This is a genomic window from Mongoliimonas terrestris (assembly GCF_001927285.1).
GTDB lineage: Bacteria > Pseudomonadota > Alphaproteobacteria > Rhizobiales > Pleomorphomonadaceae > Chthonobacter > Chthonobacter terrestris.
The window spans coordinates 17,660-31,280 of record NZ_MSIG01000005.1 but is presented as its reverse complement, the minus strand read 5'-3'; the positions used below and the strand labels follow the sequence as shown (position 1 = coordinate 31,280).

The following is a 13,621-nucleotide window of genomic DNA, read 5'->3' as shown; positions in this document are numbered from 1 at the left end:
CCCATGTTCGGCTTCCTTTTCAGGCGCATCGGCCTCGTGATCCCGACCTTCATCGGGGTCAGCCTGGTCGCCTTCTTCCTCATCCGCCTGTTGCCCGGCGATCCCATCCTGCTGATGGCCGGCGAGCGCGGCCTGTCGCCGGAACGCTACGCCGAGCTGATGGGGCGCTACGGCTTCGACCGGCCGATCTGGGAACAGTACGCCGGCTATCTCGGCTCCCTGATCCAGGGCGACTTCGGCACCTCGATCATCACCAAGAAGCCGGTTTTCGAGGAGTTCTTCGCCCTCTTCCCGGCCACGGTGGAGCTTTCCATCTGCGCCATGATCTTCGCCGTCGTGCTCGGCATTCCCGCCGGCGTGGTGGCGGCTGTCAAGCGCGGCTCCGGCTTCGACCACGGGCTGATGGCCACGGCCCTCGTCGGCTATTCCATGCCGATCTTCTGGTGGGCCCTCCTCCTCATCATCGTCTTTTCCGGCATCCTGCAGTGGACGCCGGTGTCCGGGCGGATCTCGCTGCTCTACTTCTTCCCGTCGGTCACGGGCTTCATGCTGATCGACAGCCTCATCTCCGGCCAGAAGGGCGCCTTCGCGTCGGCGGCTTCGCACCTCATCCTGCCGACGATCGTGCTCGGCACCATCCCGCTCGCCGTGATCGCCCGGCAGACCCGGTCGGCCATGCTGGAGGTCCTGTCCGAGGACTATATCCGCACCGCCCGCGCCAAGGGCTTGTCGCCCTTCCGGGTGGTGGGCGTTCACGCGCTCCGCAACGCGCTGATCCCGGTGATCACCACCATCGGCCTGCAGATCGGCGTGCTGATCGCCGGCGCCATCCTCACGGAGACGATCTTCTCCTGGCCGGGCATCGGCAAGTGGATGGTGGATAGCATCTTCCGCCGCGACTACCCGGCCGTGCAGGGCGGGCTGGTGCTGATCGCCCTGATGGTGATGGTCGTCAATCTGATCGTCGACATGCTCTACGGCCTCATCAATCCCAAGATCCGGCACACGAGGTGATCCGATGACCGACGTCACCCGCACCGACACCGTCGCGGCCGCCAAGGTGCAGACGGATGCCCGGCCCGGCCGGCTGCGCGAGTTCTGGTCCTATTTCTCGGAGAACCGCGGCGCCGTCATCGGCCTCGTCGTCTTCGGCCTCCTGGTCGTCGTCGCCGTGTTCGCGCCGCTGGTCGCGCCCTTCCACCCGAACGAGCAGTTCCGCGACCACCTGCTCTCCCCGCCCGCCTGGGCGGAGGGCGCGGACACGCGCTTCCTGCTCGGCACCGACGCAGTGGGGCGCGACATCCTCTCGCGTCTCATCTTCGGCGCGCGCTACTCGCTCTTCATCGGCGTGGTGGTGGTCTCCATCTCGCTGATCGGCGGCATCGTCCTCGGGCTGGTGGCGGGCTTCTTCCGCGGCTGGGTGGATACGGCGATCATGCGGGTGATGGACGTGCTCCTCGCCTTCCCGTCGCTGCTCCTCGCCCTGGTGCTGGTGGCGGTGCTGGGCCCGGGCCTCGTCAACGCGATGATCGCCATCGCGCTCGTCGCCCAGCCCCACTATGTGCGCCTGACCCGCGCCGCCGTGATGGCGGAGCGCAACCGCGACTATGTCACCTCCGCCCGCGTGGCGGGTGCGAGCCGGCTGCGCCTGATGTTCGTCACCATCCTGCCGAACTGCATGGCGCCGCTGATCGTGCAGGCGGCGCTCTCCTTCTCCAACGCCATCCTGGACGCGGCCGCGCTCGGCTTCCTCGGCATGGGCGCCCAGCCGCCGACACCGGAGTGGGGCACCATGCTGGCCGAGGCGCGGGAGTTCATCCTCAGCGCCTGGTGGGTGGTCACCTTTCCGGGCCTTGCCATCCTGATCACCGTGCTCGCCATCAACCTCATCGGCGACGGCCTTCGCGACGCCCTCGACCCGAAGCTCAGGCGGAGCTGACCTCCATGCCACTCCTCGACATCCAGAACCTCTCGGTCGACTTCAAGACCGCCAGCGGGCCGTTTCGAGCCGTGGACGGCGTGTCCATGACGGTGGACGCGGGGGAGATCGTGTCCATCGTGGGCGAGTCCGGGTCCGGCAAGTCGGTGTCCATGCTGGCGCTGATGGGGCTGTTGCCGTGGACGGCGACCATCACCGCGGACCGCATGCTGTTCGACGGCCATGAACTGGCGGGCCTGTCGGCGCGGCAGCGGCGGCGGATCGTCGGCAAGGACATGGCGATGATCTTCCAGGAGCCCATGTCGAGCCTCAACCCTTGCTTCACGGTGGGTTTCCAGATCGGCGAGGCGTTGAAGGTGCACCTGAAGCTCGACCGCAAGGCGCGGCGGCGGCGGGTGATCGAGCTTCTGGAGATGGTCGGCATTCCGGCGGCGGCGGAGCGGGTGGACGCCTTCCCGCACCAGCTGTCCGGCGGCATGAGCCAGCGCGTGATGATCGCCATGGCGATCGCCTGCCAGCCGAAGCTCCTGATCGCCGACGAGCCGACCACGGCGCTCGACGTGACCATCCAGGCGCAGATCCTGGAACTCCTGATGCAGCTTCAGAGCGAGACCGGGATGGGCCTGGTGCTGATCACCCACGACATGGGCGTGGTCGCCGAGACCGCGCACCGGGTGTCGGTGCAGTACGCCGGCCAGAAGGTGGAGGAGCAGGCGGTGGCCGGGCTCTTCGCCGATCCGCACCATCCCTACACGGCCGCGCTGCTGGCGGCGCTGCCGGAGCGGGCGACGTCCCGGCGCTTGCCGTCGATCCCGGGCGTGGTGCCGGGCCAGTTCGACCGGCCGACCGGGTGCCTGTTCTCGCCGCGCTGCAAGTTCGCCACCGAGCGATGCGTCACCAAGGTGCCGCCGGTGCAGGGGCGGCAGGCGGGCTACGCGCTCTGCCACTATCCGCTCGCCGGCGGACGGCCGGTGGGGCACCCCGGCCCCGGCGCGACCATCCATCCGGACCTGCAGGAGGTCGCATGAACGCCCCCGTCGATCCCGCCACGGTGGTGCTGGCCGCCGACGGCCTCGCGCGCACCTACGAATTGAAGCGCGGCCTCTTCGGCAAGCCGGCCTATGTGCGGGCTTTGGCCGAGGCGAGCTTCGATCTGAAGGCCGGCAAGACGCTGGCGGTGGTGGGCGAGAGCGGCTGCGGCAAGTCCACCCTCGCCCGCGTGGTGACCATGATCGAGAAGCCGACCGCCGGCAGTCTGACGGTGGACGGCCGCACGGTGGACGGCCGCTCGGCCGCCGATGCCCGGCTGTTGCGCCAGTCGGTGCAGATCGTGTTCCAGGACCCCTACGGCTCGCTCAACCCGCGCCAGACCGTGGCGGCCATCCTTGAGGAGCCGCTCTATGTGAACACCGACGACGACGCGGCGACGCGGCGGGCCAAGGCGCAGGCCATGATGCGGCGGGTGGGGCTGCGGCCGGAGCACGCGGAGCGCTATCCGCACATGTTCTCCGGCGGCCAGCGGCAGCGCATCGCCATCGCGCGGGCGCTGATGCTGAACCCGAAGATCCTGGTGCTGGACGAGCCGGTGTCGGCCCTCGACGTGTCGATCCAGGCGCAGGTCTTGAACCTCCTGATGGACCTGCAGGAGGAGATGGGCCTTGCCTACCTGTTCATCAGCCACGACCTCGGCGTGGTGCGCCACATCGCCGACGAGGTGATGGTGATGTATCTCGGCCGTCCGGTGGAGTACGGGACGCGCGACGAGATCTTCGCCGACCCGAAGCATCCCTACACCCGGGCGCTTCTCTCCGCGACGCCGTCGACCGAGGCGGGCGGGAGGCGCGAGCGGATCCGGCTCAAGGGCGAACTCCCCTCCCCGCTCAACCCGCCGACCGGCTGCGCCTTCCACCCGCGCTGCCCCTACATGTACGAGCCCTGCCCGAAGGAGCGGCCGGAGCTCGCGGTGCCGGACAGCGACCTGCTGGTCGCCTGCCACGCGGTGCGGGAGGGGCGGATCTGACGGGCACGGACGCAGGACACGAAAACGGCGGCCCCATGAGGCCGCCGTTCTTCGTTTCAGGGCGTCGATCGTCGCCGACCGGGGCGTTTTACTGCGAGACCACCGGGGTGGTCTGGGTGGAGAGGAACTCGCTGAGGGCCTTCAGGCGATCGGCGGCGACGGTCGCGGTCTCGGTCATCTCCTCCAGGCGGGCGTCCTTGAGGGCGATCTCGCGGGAGAGCGCCATGGCGTCCGCCTCCAGGGCGTCGTTGCGGGTGATCAGGCGCTGGACCTGCTGCTCGCGGGCGCCGACGGCGGAGATCATCGGGATCAGCTGGTTGTGGACGCGCACCACCGCGCGGGACTTCTCGGTCGCCTCCTCGCCGAGGCTGGCGATCTGGCGGTCGAGGTCGACGAGCTTGGCCTCGTGGCCGAGCACTGCCCGGTTCAGGCTCTCGGCCTCGGTCTCCACGGCGGCAAGCTTGGCGATCGCCTTGTCCACCTGCACCTGCCGGGCGTTGGCGGCGACGCTGGTGGTGAGGAGGCGGTTTTCCGTGCGCGTCACGTCGCGGGCAAGCTCGGCGTTGGCGGCCAGCATCCGGCCCTTCTCAGCGCGCCAGAGATCGATCTCGCGCACCTGGTCCGACGCGGCGTTCACCTTGCCGATGAGGCCGCCGAGCTGGCGCTCGCGGGCGCCGACGGCGGCGGAGAGCGACACGAGGGCGTTGCCGTCGCGGATCGTCTGGCGCTTCAGGGTCTCGCGCTCGGCGTGGTAGGCGGCCATGGACGCCTGGAAGCGGCGAAGCTCGTCCAGCTCCTTGGACTGGGCGTTGGCCTTGGCGGTGAGGCCGGCGAGCTGCTTCTCCCGCGCGCCGACGGCAGCGGTGAGCGAGACGAGCACGTTCTCGCCGCGGATGATGGTGCGGTCGATGCCGGACTTCTGGGTGGCGGCGGCGGCGACCGTTTCCTCGGCGGCGACTTTCAGGGCGACCGCCTCGGCGGCGGCGGCCTCGGCGGCCTCCTGGGCGGCGATGGCCTTGGCGAGCTGCTGCTCGCGGGCGCCGAGCGCGGCGGCGCGGGACACGATGGCGCTTTCGATCTGGGTCAGCTCGCGCCGGCGCTCGGCAAGCGCGACGGTGAGCTTGTCGGGCGCGACGCCGCCAAGACCCGCCTCGGCGATCTGGGCCTGGTAGGTGGCGATGTCGGACCCGCGGGTGACGGCCAGCGACCAGCCGATGACACCGAGCGCCAGAGCGACGCCGAGCGTGATCCGCATCGCGGTGGAGGATCCGCCGACGAAGCCGGCATAGCCGCCGGACATCGCCCCCGGCGCGCCACCAGCGGTGAGCATCAGTAGCTTCTGGACATCCATGAAATGCTACCCCCTTTGAAATGCGGCTCCGAATGAGCGTCCGTTCGGCGGAAGACGACAGGTGGTTAGCTTCTACACCGGGACGTTTCGGCAATCGAACGGGAACTATACTAACTGCATTGCGTCCGGCGTCATCCGTGTGAAGGACCGGAAATGGCGAAAAGGAAAACGGGCCGATGAGGCAATCGGCCGCAACCGGACCGGAGCATGCGCACCGCCTTCCACCGGAAGCTCGGCCCGGCCCGGTCGGGTCGCGCCGGTCTCATGCGGCCTTGGCGGCCATGTAGGCGCGCCACCCGCCGTGGTGGGTGATGTCGAGCGCGCCGTCGAGGCCCGCCGCCTCGCAGATGAAGCCCTTCACGGTGGAGCCGTCGGCGAGCCGCACGGTGCCGATGCCGAGCGGCGACGGGATGCCGGCGACGAAGCGGCCGAAGCCCTCCGGCGGTAGGGCCCAGACCTCGAGCGCGATCGCGGCGCCGTCCGCCTCGCCGACGCGGGCAAGACCCGGCCGGAAGGGCGGGCCGCCGGCCAGCGCATAGAGCCGGTAGATGGGCGCGGTCTCGCCGGCCATGACGAAGCGGGCGCCGAGCCGGGTGAGTTCCGGGTTGAGCGGCATGCCGGAGAGGTGGGCGCCGACGACGGACACGGCGATCCAGCCGTCCGGGATGGCGCCCGTCGGCGGGGGCGCGTCCGGGACCGGGACGCCGGTGGCGCCGATCGTGGTGCCGAGCGCCGCATGGAGCGCGGCGCCGGCCGCCGCCAGGAGCCCGTCCGCGCCGGCCTTACCGATGAGGGTGATGCCGGCCGGCAGGCCGTCCGGCCGGGCGCGGCCCGGCACCGCGAGGGCGGAGAGGTCCAGGAGGTTGACGAAATTGGTGTAGGTGCCGAGCCGGCTGTTGGCGGCGATCGGCTCGGCCGCGATCTCGGCGAGGGTGACGGGCGACGGATAGGTGGGCACGAGGAGGAGGTCGATCGCCTCCAGCACCGGCTCCACCTGCCGCTTCAGGGCGGCGAGGCGGTAGAAGCCCTTGAAGGCGTCCACCGACGAGCGGGTGAGCGCGCCGGCCGTGATCGCCCGGGTGACCGGGTGGACGCTGTCGGCCCGCTCGCGGATGAAGCCCTCGATGGCGGCGTAGCGTTCGGCCACCCAGGCGCCCTCGTAGAGGAGCGCGGCCACGTCGTAGAAGGGCGTGAGATCGACCGGCACGAAGCGGGCGCCGAGGGCCTTCAGGTCGTCGACGCTGGCCTTGAAGGCGGCGGCTGCGGCTTCGTCGCCGAAGAAGCGCAGGCTCTCGTCGGTGGGCAGGCCGACGGTGAGCGCCGGCGGCAGGGCGACCGGGCCGAGCGGGACGCGGCGCGAATAGGGATCGGCGGCGTCATAGCCCGCCATGGCGGCGTAGACCGCCCAGGCGTCCGCCACCGTGCCGGCGAACACGGACACGCAGTCGAGCGTGCGGCAGGCCGGCACCACGCCGGTGGCGGAGACGGCCCCGACCGTGGGCTTCAGGCCGACGATGGCGTTGAGGCCGGCGGGCACGCGGCCGGAGCCGGCGGTGTCGGTGCCGAGCGCGAAGCTGACGAGCCCGCGCGCTACGGCGACCGCCGATCCGGACGAGGAGCCGCCGGGGACGAGGTCCGGATCGAGGGCGTTCCGCGGCACCGGATAGGGCGTGCGCACGCCGACGAGGCCGGTGGCGAACTGGTCGAGGTTCGTCTTGCCGATGACGATGGCCCCCGCCGCGCGAAGCCGCGCCACCGCCACGGCGTCGGCCGCGGGCGTGTAGGCGAAGTCCGGACAGGCGGCGGTGGTCGGCAAGCCGGCGACGTCGATGTTGTCCTTCACCGCGAAGGGGACGCCGAAGAGCGGTTTGGCCGGATCGTAGGGGCCGAGCGCCCGGGCGGCGGCCATTGCTTCGGCCTCCGGCACCAGGGCGAGGAAGATGCCGGGGTCGTTCGCGGCCGCGATCCGCCCGTAGACCGCCTCCACCACCCGCTCGGGCGAGAGCCCGTCCGCGTAGGCCTGCCGTAGCCGGGCGAGATCAAGCGCGATGTCCGTCATGGTCAGGTCCGCATCCTCAACGGTTGATCTTGGGCAGGACCGGCGTCGCAAGGCCCGTGCCAGGGAAAGCAGGTCGCGATCCGGTGTACCGACGTCAGGGTATTGCATACAATTCCGGTTCGCTCGCCCAGATTATGGGCAGGCCGCCCGATCCTTGGCGCCTCCGCCCATGGTGCGGGTGCGCGGCGGCGCGGAAGGCTGGTACGTTCGGTTTGGATTTTTGAATACGGTAAGCGAGGCGCGGCGTGCTCGGACAGACGCGGACGGACAGGACCAGGCCGGAGGGCGCGCTGCGCGACCGGGTGCGGGCGCTCTACCTCGGCGACAGCTCGACCGCGCACCGGTTCCGCTACGGGCTGGTGGTGATCGACGCCGCGGTGGTGCTCTTCATCGTCGGCACGTCGTTCGTGGAGCGCAACGTCATCGTGGAAGTGATCGATGTGCTGCTCGGGCTGATGGTGCTCGCCGATTTCGCGGCCCGCCTCTGGATCAGCCGCCGCCCGTGGCGCGACCTGATCCACCCGGCATCGCTCGCCGACCTTGCCGCCATCATCTCCTTCCTGGCGCCGCTGCTCGGCGAAGGGGCCGGCTTCCTCCGGATCCTGCGCACGGTGCGCCTGCTCCACACCTACCAATTGCTGCGCAAGCTGAGGGAAGACTTCGACTATTTCCGCAAGCACGAGGAGGTGTTCGTCGCCTCGGTGCATTTCATGGTGTTCCTCTTCGTGATGACCGGCCTCGTCTACGAGACGCAGCACGCGCGCAACGACGAGATCAACAACTGGGTGGACGCGCTCTACTTCACGGTGACGTCGCTGACGACGACCGGGTTCGGCGACATCACCCTGGAGGGCACCACCGGGCGGCTGTTGGCGGTGGTCATCATGATCGCCGGCGTGACGCTCTTCCTGCGCCTCGCCCAGGTGCTGTTCCGCCCGAACAAGGTGCTGTTCGAGTGCACCGTCTGCGGCCTCTACCGGCACGACCCGGACGCGGTGCACTGCAAGCACTGCGGAACGGTGCTGAAGATCCCGACGGAAGGGCTGCCGTGAGGGGGGTGGAGACCCCTCCCCGACGGCCTGCGGCCGTCGACCCTCCCGCCAGGAGGAGGGTATGGCGGGGCGGTGACATGCGCCGGGGGATCCGTCGCGCGACCGTCATCCCGACGAAAGTCGGGATCCAGCCGACGGCGGGCGTTCGGGATCCGGGCGGGTGATGGCGGCGACGGTTGGATCCCGGCGTTCGCCGGGATGACGGTCGAGGGGATTGGGGCGTGGGCGACCCCTCCCCGACGCGCAAGGGGGACGGTATGGCGGGGCGGTGAGATGCGCCGGGGGATCCGTCGCGCGACCGTCATCCCGACGAAAGTCGGGATCCAGCCGACGGCGGGCGTTCGGGATCCGGGCGGGTGATGGCGGCGACGGTTGGATCCCGGCGTTCGCCGGGATGACGGTCGAGGGGATTGGGGCGTGGGCGACCCCTCCCCGACGCGCAAGGGGGACGGTATGGCGGGGCGGTGAGATGCGCCGGGGGATCCGTCGCGCGACCGTCATCCCGACGAAAGTCGGGATCCAGCCGACGGCGGGCGTTCGGGATCCGGGCGGGTGATGGCGGCGACGGTTGGATCCCGGCGTTCGCCGGGATGACGTCGAGGGTGGCGGGGGGTTAGGGCGTTGGTGGCGGGTGGCGGGGAGGCCCCTCCCGACGGCCGGCGGTTGTCGACCCTCCCCGCAAGGGGGAGGGTGGGCGCTCTCGCGGTGATGGTATAGCCCAGTGTCGAAGGGTTGGCCGGGTGTCGAAGGGTTGGCCCGATGCCGACCGGGTCCAAGCACCCTCCCCCCGTCAGAGCATGTCGATGTACTCGCCGAAGGCGGTTTCGACGGTGCCGATGTGGTCGCGCATGGCGAGGCTGGCGGCGTCGCGGTCGGCGCGGAGGATGGCGCGGACGATGTCGTCGTGCTCCATGTAGGAGCGCGAGAGGCGGCCGAGGGTGCGGAACTGGGCGCGGCGGAAGGGCTGGAGGCGGACGCGGGTGGCGAGGGTGACCTCGGCGAGGTGGCCGTTGTGGGAGCCGAGATAGACCGCCGTGTGGAAGCTCTCGTTGAGCTCGTGGTAGCGCTGCGGATCGCCGGCGCGGACGAGATCGCGGAGGAGCTCGTGGATCTCTTCGAGCGCCCGGCGCTCGTTCGGCGTCATCGCCACGGCGGCAAGGCCGGCGCAGACGGCCTCAAGCTCGGCCATGGCGACGAAGAGTTCGTGCAGCTTCTCCGTGGAGAGCCGCGCCACCACGGCGCCCCGGTGCGGGCGGATCTCCACGAGACCGCTGGCGGCGAGCTGGCGGAGCGCCTCGCGCACAGGGGTCCGCGACACGCCGAAACGGGCGGCGATCCGCATCTCGTCGAGGGCCATGCCGGGCGCGAGGTCGCCGCGCACGATCTCGTCGGCAAGCTGAAGGCGCAGGTCCTCGGTCCGCGTGCGGGAACGCCGTTCCAGAAGCGGGTCCGCAGGGCCGTCCGGATCGGTCATGGAGCGGTTCCGGCGGTTCCGGCGGCCGGACCATCCGGTTCCGGGATGACGGACACGTGGGCCGCCACCACGCGCCAGCCCTCGGCGGTGCGCATCCACGTCTGCATCTGCCGGCCGATCCGGCCGGGGGTCGTTTCGCGCCGGAAGAGGGTGGAGGCCGTGGCCATGTCGGTACCGTAGGTGGTGATCACCGTCCGCTCGATGGTGCGGGCAAGACCCACGGACGGGCGGGCGGCGCGGAAGGCGGCGATCTCCGGATAGCCGTAGAGGTTTTCCGTGATGCCGTAGCGGATGGTGGTCGGCGCGTCGAAGAAGAGGGCGTCGAGGGTGGCGACGTCGTTGGTGACGAGGGCGGTCTCGTAGCGGGCGAAGGCCGCCTCTACTTCGGCCACCACCTCGGGCAGGTTGATCGGCAGGGTCACGGGCGGGCCTCCATGCGGGCGCGGAGCGCGGAGAGGAAGGGGATGTCGCGGAACTGGTCGGGCTGGACCATGGACCAGTCGACGCCCTTCGGCTGCGGATGGGTGGTGTGGGTGACGATGAGGCCCACCTCGGTGGCCACTTGGGTGAGCGCGCTGTCGTGCGCCATCATGGGCAGCACCGCGTCGTCCACCAGTTGGACCGTATGGACGGTGGTGGCGATGGGCGTCGTGTCGGGCAGGATGCCGAGTTCACGGAAGATGCCGGTCTCCAGGTCGGCGAAGCCCGCGCCCTTGCCGGTGCGCCCGCCCGCCCGGCTGACCGCCACGGAGCCGACCACGGCGAAGTCGATCCGCTCCATGGCCTCGAACTCGAGCGGCTCGCCGTAGATGAGATAGCCCTGGGACGTGGCGGCGAGTTCGTAGTCGACGCCGCGCTCGGTAAGGTCGGCCGGGTCGAGCTTGATGTAGGGGAAGCCGGCCGTCAGCTCCGGCACCGGGGCGTAGACGATCTTGCCGTCGTAGAGGGCGCGCAGGCGCACCGGGATCTGCGGCGGATCCGGGTTGCACTTGACCACGCGGGCGGCGGCCCATTCGGGCGTGCGCGACAGGTGGAGGGCGGCGAGGTCGGCGCCGGCGAAGTTTGGGATGCGGCTTTCCACCGGGCCGACGTTGACGCCCGCCTCCACGAGGGCCGACCAGATGGAGGCGCGCAGCCTGTCCTTGTCGGTGTTGCGCCCGGCCCAACGTCCTTCCGATGCCATGATGGTCCTCATGCTCCATGCGGTCGCCCGCCGGCGGCGCCGACGGGCTGGTTTCGGGCGGCGGGTCAGCCGCCGATCATCGCCACCGGCGCTTTCGCGGCCCCGGACGCCTGCAGGGCGGCCGCGACGCGGAGGGCGTGATCCTCCCGCCAGGGGGCGGCGATGACCTGGACGCCGATGGGCATGCGCTGGCCGTCCAGCCACACCGGCACCGCCGCCACCGGTAGGCCGGCGAAGGAAATAGGCTGCGTGAAGATGCCGATGTTGGGGCGGACTGGCACCTCCTGCCCGCCGACCGTCATGGTCTTCTCGGTCGCCATCAGCGCCGGGAAGGGCGTCGCGGGGGCGAGGATCACGTCGACGGTCTCGAACACCCGGTTGACGGCCGCGCGGAACCAGGAGCGGAAGCGTTGGGCGTCCAGGTACCAGGCCGCCGGCACCATGGCGCCGGCGAGGAAGCGGTCGCGGGTCTCCGGGTCGTAGTCGGCGGCGCGGGTCTGGAGGCGCTTCAGATGCAGCGCGGCGGATTCCGCGTTGGTGATCACATAGGCGGCGGCGCGGGCGCGGGCGGCCTCCGGGATCTCGACGGTCTCGGCGACGCCGAGGGCCTTCGCCACATGGTCGACGGCCGCCAGGGCGACCGGGAAGCCCGGGTCGCGGAAGTAGCCGCCGGCGATGGCGATGCGCAGGCCCTCCGCCCCCTTGGGAAGCTCCGTGGCGGTGGCGACCGGCGGGCGGTGGGCGAGATGCGGGTCGGCCGGGTCGTCGCCCTGGAGCACGTCGAACACGGTGGCAAGGTCCGCGACCGAGCGGGCCATGGGGCCGAGGTGGTCGAGGCTCGCGGTGAAGGGGAAGCTGTGCGCCCGGCTGAGGCGCCCGAAGGTGGGCTTCAGCCCGAAGGTGCCGCAGAAGGACGACGGCACCCGGATCGACCCGTTGGTGTCGGACCCGAGGGTGACGGCGACGAGACCGGCGGCGAGCGCCGCGCCCGACCCGGACGACGAGCCGCCGGTGATGCGGGCAAGGTCGTGCGGGTTGTTGCAGTTGCCGTCGTGGGCGTTCTGGCCGGTGAAGTCGTAGGCGTACTCGCCCATGTTGAGGGCGCCGAGGCAGACGGCGCCGGCCTCGCGCAGGCGCGTGACCAGGGTGGAATCGCGGCCGGCCGGCGGGTTGTCGCGGTTGATCTTCGAGCCCGCGCGGGTGACCACGCCTTCCAGGTCGAAGAGGTTCTTCACCGCGTAAGGGACGCCGGCGAGCGGCAGGCTCTCACCCGCCAGGATGCGGCTGTCGACGATCTCCGCCTCGGCGAAGGCGCGGGCGGCGGTGACGTCGGTGAAGCTGTTCACCGCCTCGTCGATGGCGCCGATGCGCTCCACCGACAGGCGGGCGATGTCGCGGGCGGAGATCTGGCGGTCGTTGACGAGGGCGGCGATCTCCGTGGCGGTGCCGTTCAGCGGATCGAGGCTCATCGGCCGGCCTCGTAGACGGCGGCGGGTTCGACCTCGTCCGGCAGCGGGAAGTCCGCCACCAGGGCGGCCATGCGGGCGGTGGTGGCCACGTGAGCCTCCACGGTGGCGCGCCACTCCGGCGCGAGGGCGAGGCCCATCACGGCCTCCATGTGGGCCACGTGGGCCTTGGCGTCGAAATCCGTCATGCATCACCCCTGGATACGGCGTCCTTCAGGGCGCTGAAGGGCGCGGTCCAACCGACGATCGCGCCCTGGGCGCGGATCATCTCCAATGTGGCCTGCTTGAAGGCCGGGAAATAGCTCTCCGTGGCGTCCTCGATCAGAAGATTCTGGAAACCGCGGTCGTTGGCCTCGCGCATGGTGGTCTGCACGCAGACCTCCGTGGTGACGCCCGCGAACATCAGGTGGGTGGTGCCGAGGTCCTTCAGGATGCCGGTGAGGGGCGTGGCGTAGAAGGCGCCCTTGCCGGGCTTGTCGACCACATACTCGCCCTCGACCGGATAGAGCGCGGCGATGATGTCGGCGCCCGGCTCGCCGCGGATGAGGATGCGCCCCATGGCGCCCTCGTCGCCGATGCGGAGCGCCGGGTTGCCGCGCTCGCGCTTGGCGGGCGGGCAGTCGGAGAGGTCGGGCGCGTGGTTCTCGCGGGTGTGGATCACCGGCCATCCCTGCTCGCGGAAGAGGCCGATCAGCGCCGCCGTGGTGGGCACGATCGCCTCCAGGAGCGCCACGTCGTTGCCGAGCGTCTCGCCGAACCCGCCGGGCTCGATGAAGTCGCGCTGCATGTCGATGACGATGAGGGCGACCGTCTCGGCCGGGAAGGTGAAGGCGAAGGGCTGGGCGGCGACGGTGTACATGGGCGGGGGCTCGTGGGGGGTTGGAGGGGGGATGGGTTGGTGGGCGGGGGGTGGAGGGCGGTGTGCCCTCTCCGTCAAAGGGTGTTCGAGGCGTTTGGCGTCGGAGGTTCACCCCTCTCCCCAACCCTCTCCCTCAAGGGGAGAGGGGGCGGGTGGCGGTTGATGGGAACGAGCCGCCTTTTCCTTCAGCCTCGACGGACCCCCTCCCCCCTGGAGGG

Annotated in this window: 13 protein-coding genes; 5 read left to right on the top strand and 8 right to left on the bottom strand. The window is 70.7% G+C overall.

The genetic code is table 11. The features are described 5' to 3' along the window. Nucleotides 1–3: 3 nt before the first annotated feature. From BUQ68_RS08515 to BUQ68_RS08500, 4 genes are read left to right on the top strand one after another with little or no spacing between them, the layout of a single operon-like run. Complete coding sequence (locus BUQ68_RS08515; protein ID WP_075215544.1) at nt 4–1,014, top strand: ABC transporter permease subunit; 1,011 nt, start codon at nt 4–6, stop codon at nt 1,012–1,014. A 4-nt stretch (nt 1,015–1,018) separates the two neighbouring features. Then, nucleotides 1,019–1,939 carry an ABC transporter permease subunit gene (locus tag BUQ68_RS08510; RefSeq protein ID WP_075215543.1) on the top strand — a complete coding sequence of 307 codons (921 nt, stop codon included), beginning with the start codon at nt 1,019–1,021 and terminating at the stop codon, nt 1,937–1,939. A 5-nt stretch (nt 1,940–1,944) separates the two neighbouring features. Continuing rightward, entirely contained in the window at nt 1,945–2,967 is a 1,023-nt protein-coding gene (locus BUQ68_RS08505) for an ABC transporter ATP-binding protein (RefSeq protein ID WP_075215542.1), read from the top strand. Further along, a complete protein-coding gene (locus BUQ68_RS08500) occupies nt 2,964–3,959 on the top strand; it encodes a dipeptide ABC transporter ATP-binding protein (RefSeq protein WP_075215541.1) in 996 nt (331 codons plus the stop codon). Before BUQ68_RS08505 ends, BUQ68_RS08500 begins: the two co-directional genes overlap by 4 nt. Nucleotides 3,960–4,047: 88 nt before the next feature. Here BUQ68_RS08500 and BUQ68_RS08495 read toward each other — a convergent pair whose 3' ends face one another. Together BUQ68_RS08495 and atzF are read right to left on the bottom strand one after the other, a co-directional pair. Continuing rightward, entirely contained in the window at nt 4,048–5,310 is a 1,263-nt protein-coding gene (locus tag BUQ68_RS08495) for a hypothetical protein (protein ID WP_139315181.1), read from the bottom strand. A 262-nt stretch (nt 5,311–5,572) separates the two neighbouring features. After that, nucleotides 5,573–7,369: an allophanate hydrolase gene (gene atzF / locus BUQ68_RS08490; RefSeq protein ID WP_075215539.1), complete on the bottom strand. Its 1,797-nt coding sequence runs from the start codon at nt 7,367–7,369 to the stop codon at nt 5,573–5,575. A gap of 245 nt (nt 7,370–7,614) precedes the next feature. Here atzF and BUQ68_RS08485 point away from each other — a divergent pair, with 245 nt between their 5' ends. Beyond that, nucleotides 7,615–8,421: a potassium channel family protein gene (locus BUQ68_RS08485; RefSeq protein ID WP_425349512.1), complete on the top strand. Its 807-nt coding sequence runs from the start codon at nt 7,615–7,617 to the stop codon at nt 8,419–8,421. Between the two features lie 790 nt (nt 8,422–9,211). Here the strand turns inward: BUQ68_RS08485 and BUQ68_RS08480 are convergent. The 6 genes from BUQ68_RS08480 to BUQ68_RS08455 all read right to left on the bottom strand — a co-directional run bounded on the left by BUQ68_RS08480 (nt 9,212) and on the right by BUQ68_RS08455 (nt 13,403). Continuing rightward, a complete protein-coding gene (locus BUQ68_RS08480; protein WP_075215538.1) occupies nt 9,212–9,895 on the bottom strand; it encodes a GntR family transcriptional regulator in 684 nt (227 codons plus the stop codon). Then, nucleotides 9,892–10,311, bottom strand: a complete 420-nt coding sequence (gene hpxZ / locus BUQ68_RS08475; RefSeq protein ID WP_075215812.1) for an oxalurate catabolism protein HpxZ — start codon at nt 10,309–10,311, stop codon at nt 9,892–9,894. Before hpxZ ends, BUQ68_RS08480 begins: the two co-directional genes overlap by 4 nt. 2 nt (nt 10,312–10,313) lie before the next feature. Beyond that, nucleotides 10,314–11,078 (bottom strand): 5-formyltetrahydrofolate cyclo-ligase, encoded by a 765-nt coding sequence (locus BUQ68_RS08470; protein ID WP_075215537.1) that lies wholly within the window; start codon nt 11,076–11,078, stop codon nt 10,314–10,316. Nucleotides 11,079–11,143: 65 nt separating this feature from the next. Then, on the bottom strand, nt 11,144–12,547 hold the full coding sequence (locus tag BUQ68_RS08465; protein WP_075215536.1) for an AtzE family amidohydrolase: 1,404 nt from the start codon (nt 12,545–12,547) through the stop codon (nt 11,144–11,146). Further along, the gene (locus BUQ68_RS08460; RefSeq protein WP_075215535.1) at nt 12,544–12,732 is read right to left on the bottom strand and encodes a DUF4089 domain-containing protein; all 189 of its coding nucleotides are present in this window, start codon (nt 12,730–12,732) and stop codon (nt 12,544–12,546) included. The genes BUQ68_RS08465 and BUQ68_RS08460 overlap by 4 nt, the downstream gene beginning before the upstream one ends. Beyond that, entirely contained in the window at nt 12,729–13,403 is a 675-nt protein-coding gene (locus BUQ68_RS08455) for a cysteine hydrolase family protein (protein WP_075215534.1), read from the bottom strand. Before BUQ68_RS08455 ends, BUQ68_RS08460 begins: the two co-directional genes overlap by 4 nt. Nucleotides 13,404–13,621: the final 218 nt, after the last annotated feature.

Bases quoted from the DNA above. Each gene is read 5' to 3' on its own strand.
- atzF (WP_075215539.1), bottom strand. From the start codon at position 7,369: ATGACGGACATCGCGCTTGATCTCGCCCGGCTACGGCAGGCCTACGCG.
- BUQ68_RS08460 (WP_075215535.1), bottom strand. From the start codon at position 12,732: ATGACGGATTTCGACGCCAAGGCCCACGTGGCCCACATGGAGGCCGTG.
- BUQ68_RS08515 (WP_075215544.1), top strand. From the start codon at position 4: ATGTTCGGCTTCCTTTTCAGGCGCATCGGCCTCGTGATCCCGACCTTC.
- BUQ68_RS08500 (WP_075215541.1), top strand. From the start codon at position 2,964: ATGAACGCCCCCGTCGATCCCGCCACGGTGGTGCTGGCCGCCGACGGC.
- BUQ68_RS08465 (WP_075215536.1), bottom strand. From the start codon at position 12,547: ATGAGCCTCGATCCGCTGAACGGCACCGCCACGGAGATCGCCGCCCTC.
- BUQ68_RS08495 (WP_139315181.1), bottom strand. From the start codon at position 5,310: ATGGATGTCCAGAAGCTACTGATGCTCACCGCTGGTGGCGCGCCGGGG.
- BUQ68_RS08510 (WP_075215543.1), top strand. From the start codon at position 1,019: ATGACCGACGTCACCCGCACCGACACCGTCGCGGCCGCCAAGGTGCAG.
- BUQ68_RS08505 (WP_075215542.1), top strand. From the start codon at position 1,945: ATGCCACTCCTCGACATCCAGAACCTCTCGGTCGACTTCAAGACCGCC.
- BUQ68_RS08455 (WP_075215534.1), bottom strand. From the start codon at position 13,403: ATGTACACCGTCGCCGCCCAGCCCTTCGCCTTCACCTTCCCGGCCGAG.
- BUQ68_RS08480 (WP_075215538.1), bottom strand. From the start codon at position 9,895: ATGACCGATCCGGACGGCCCTGCGGACCCGCTTCTGGAACGGCGTTCC.
- BUQ68_RS08470 (WP_075215537.1), bottom strand. From the start codon at position 11,078: ATGGCATCGGAAGGACGTTGGGCCGGGCGCAACACCGACAAGGACAGG.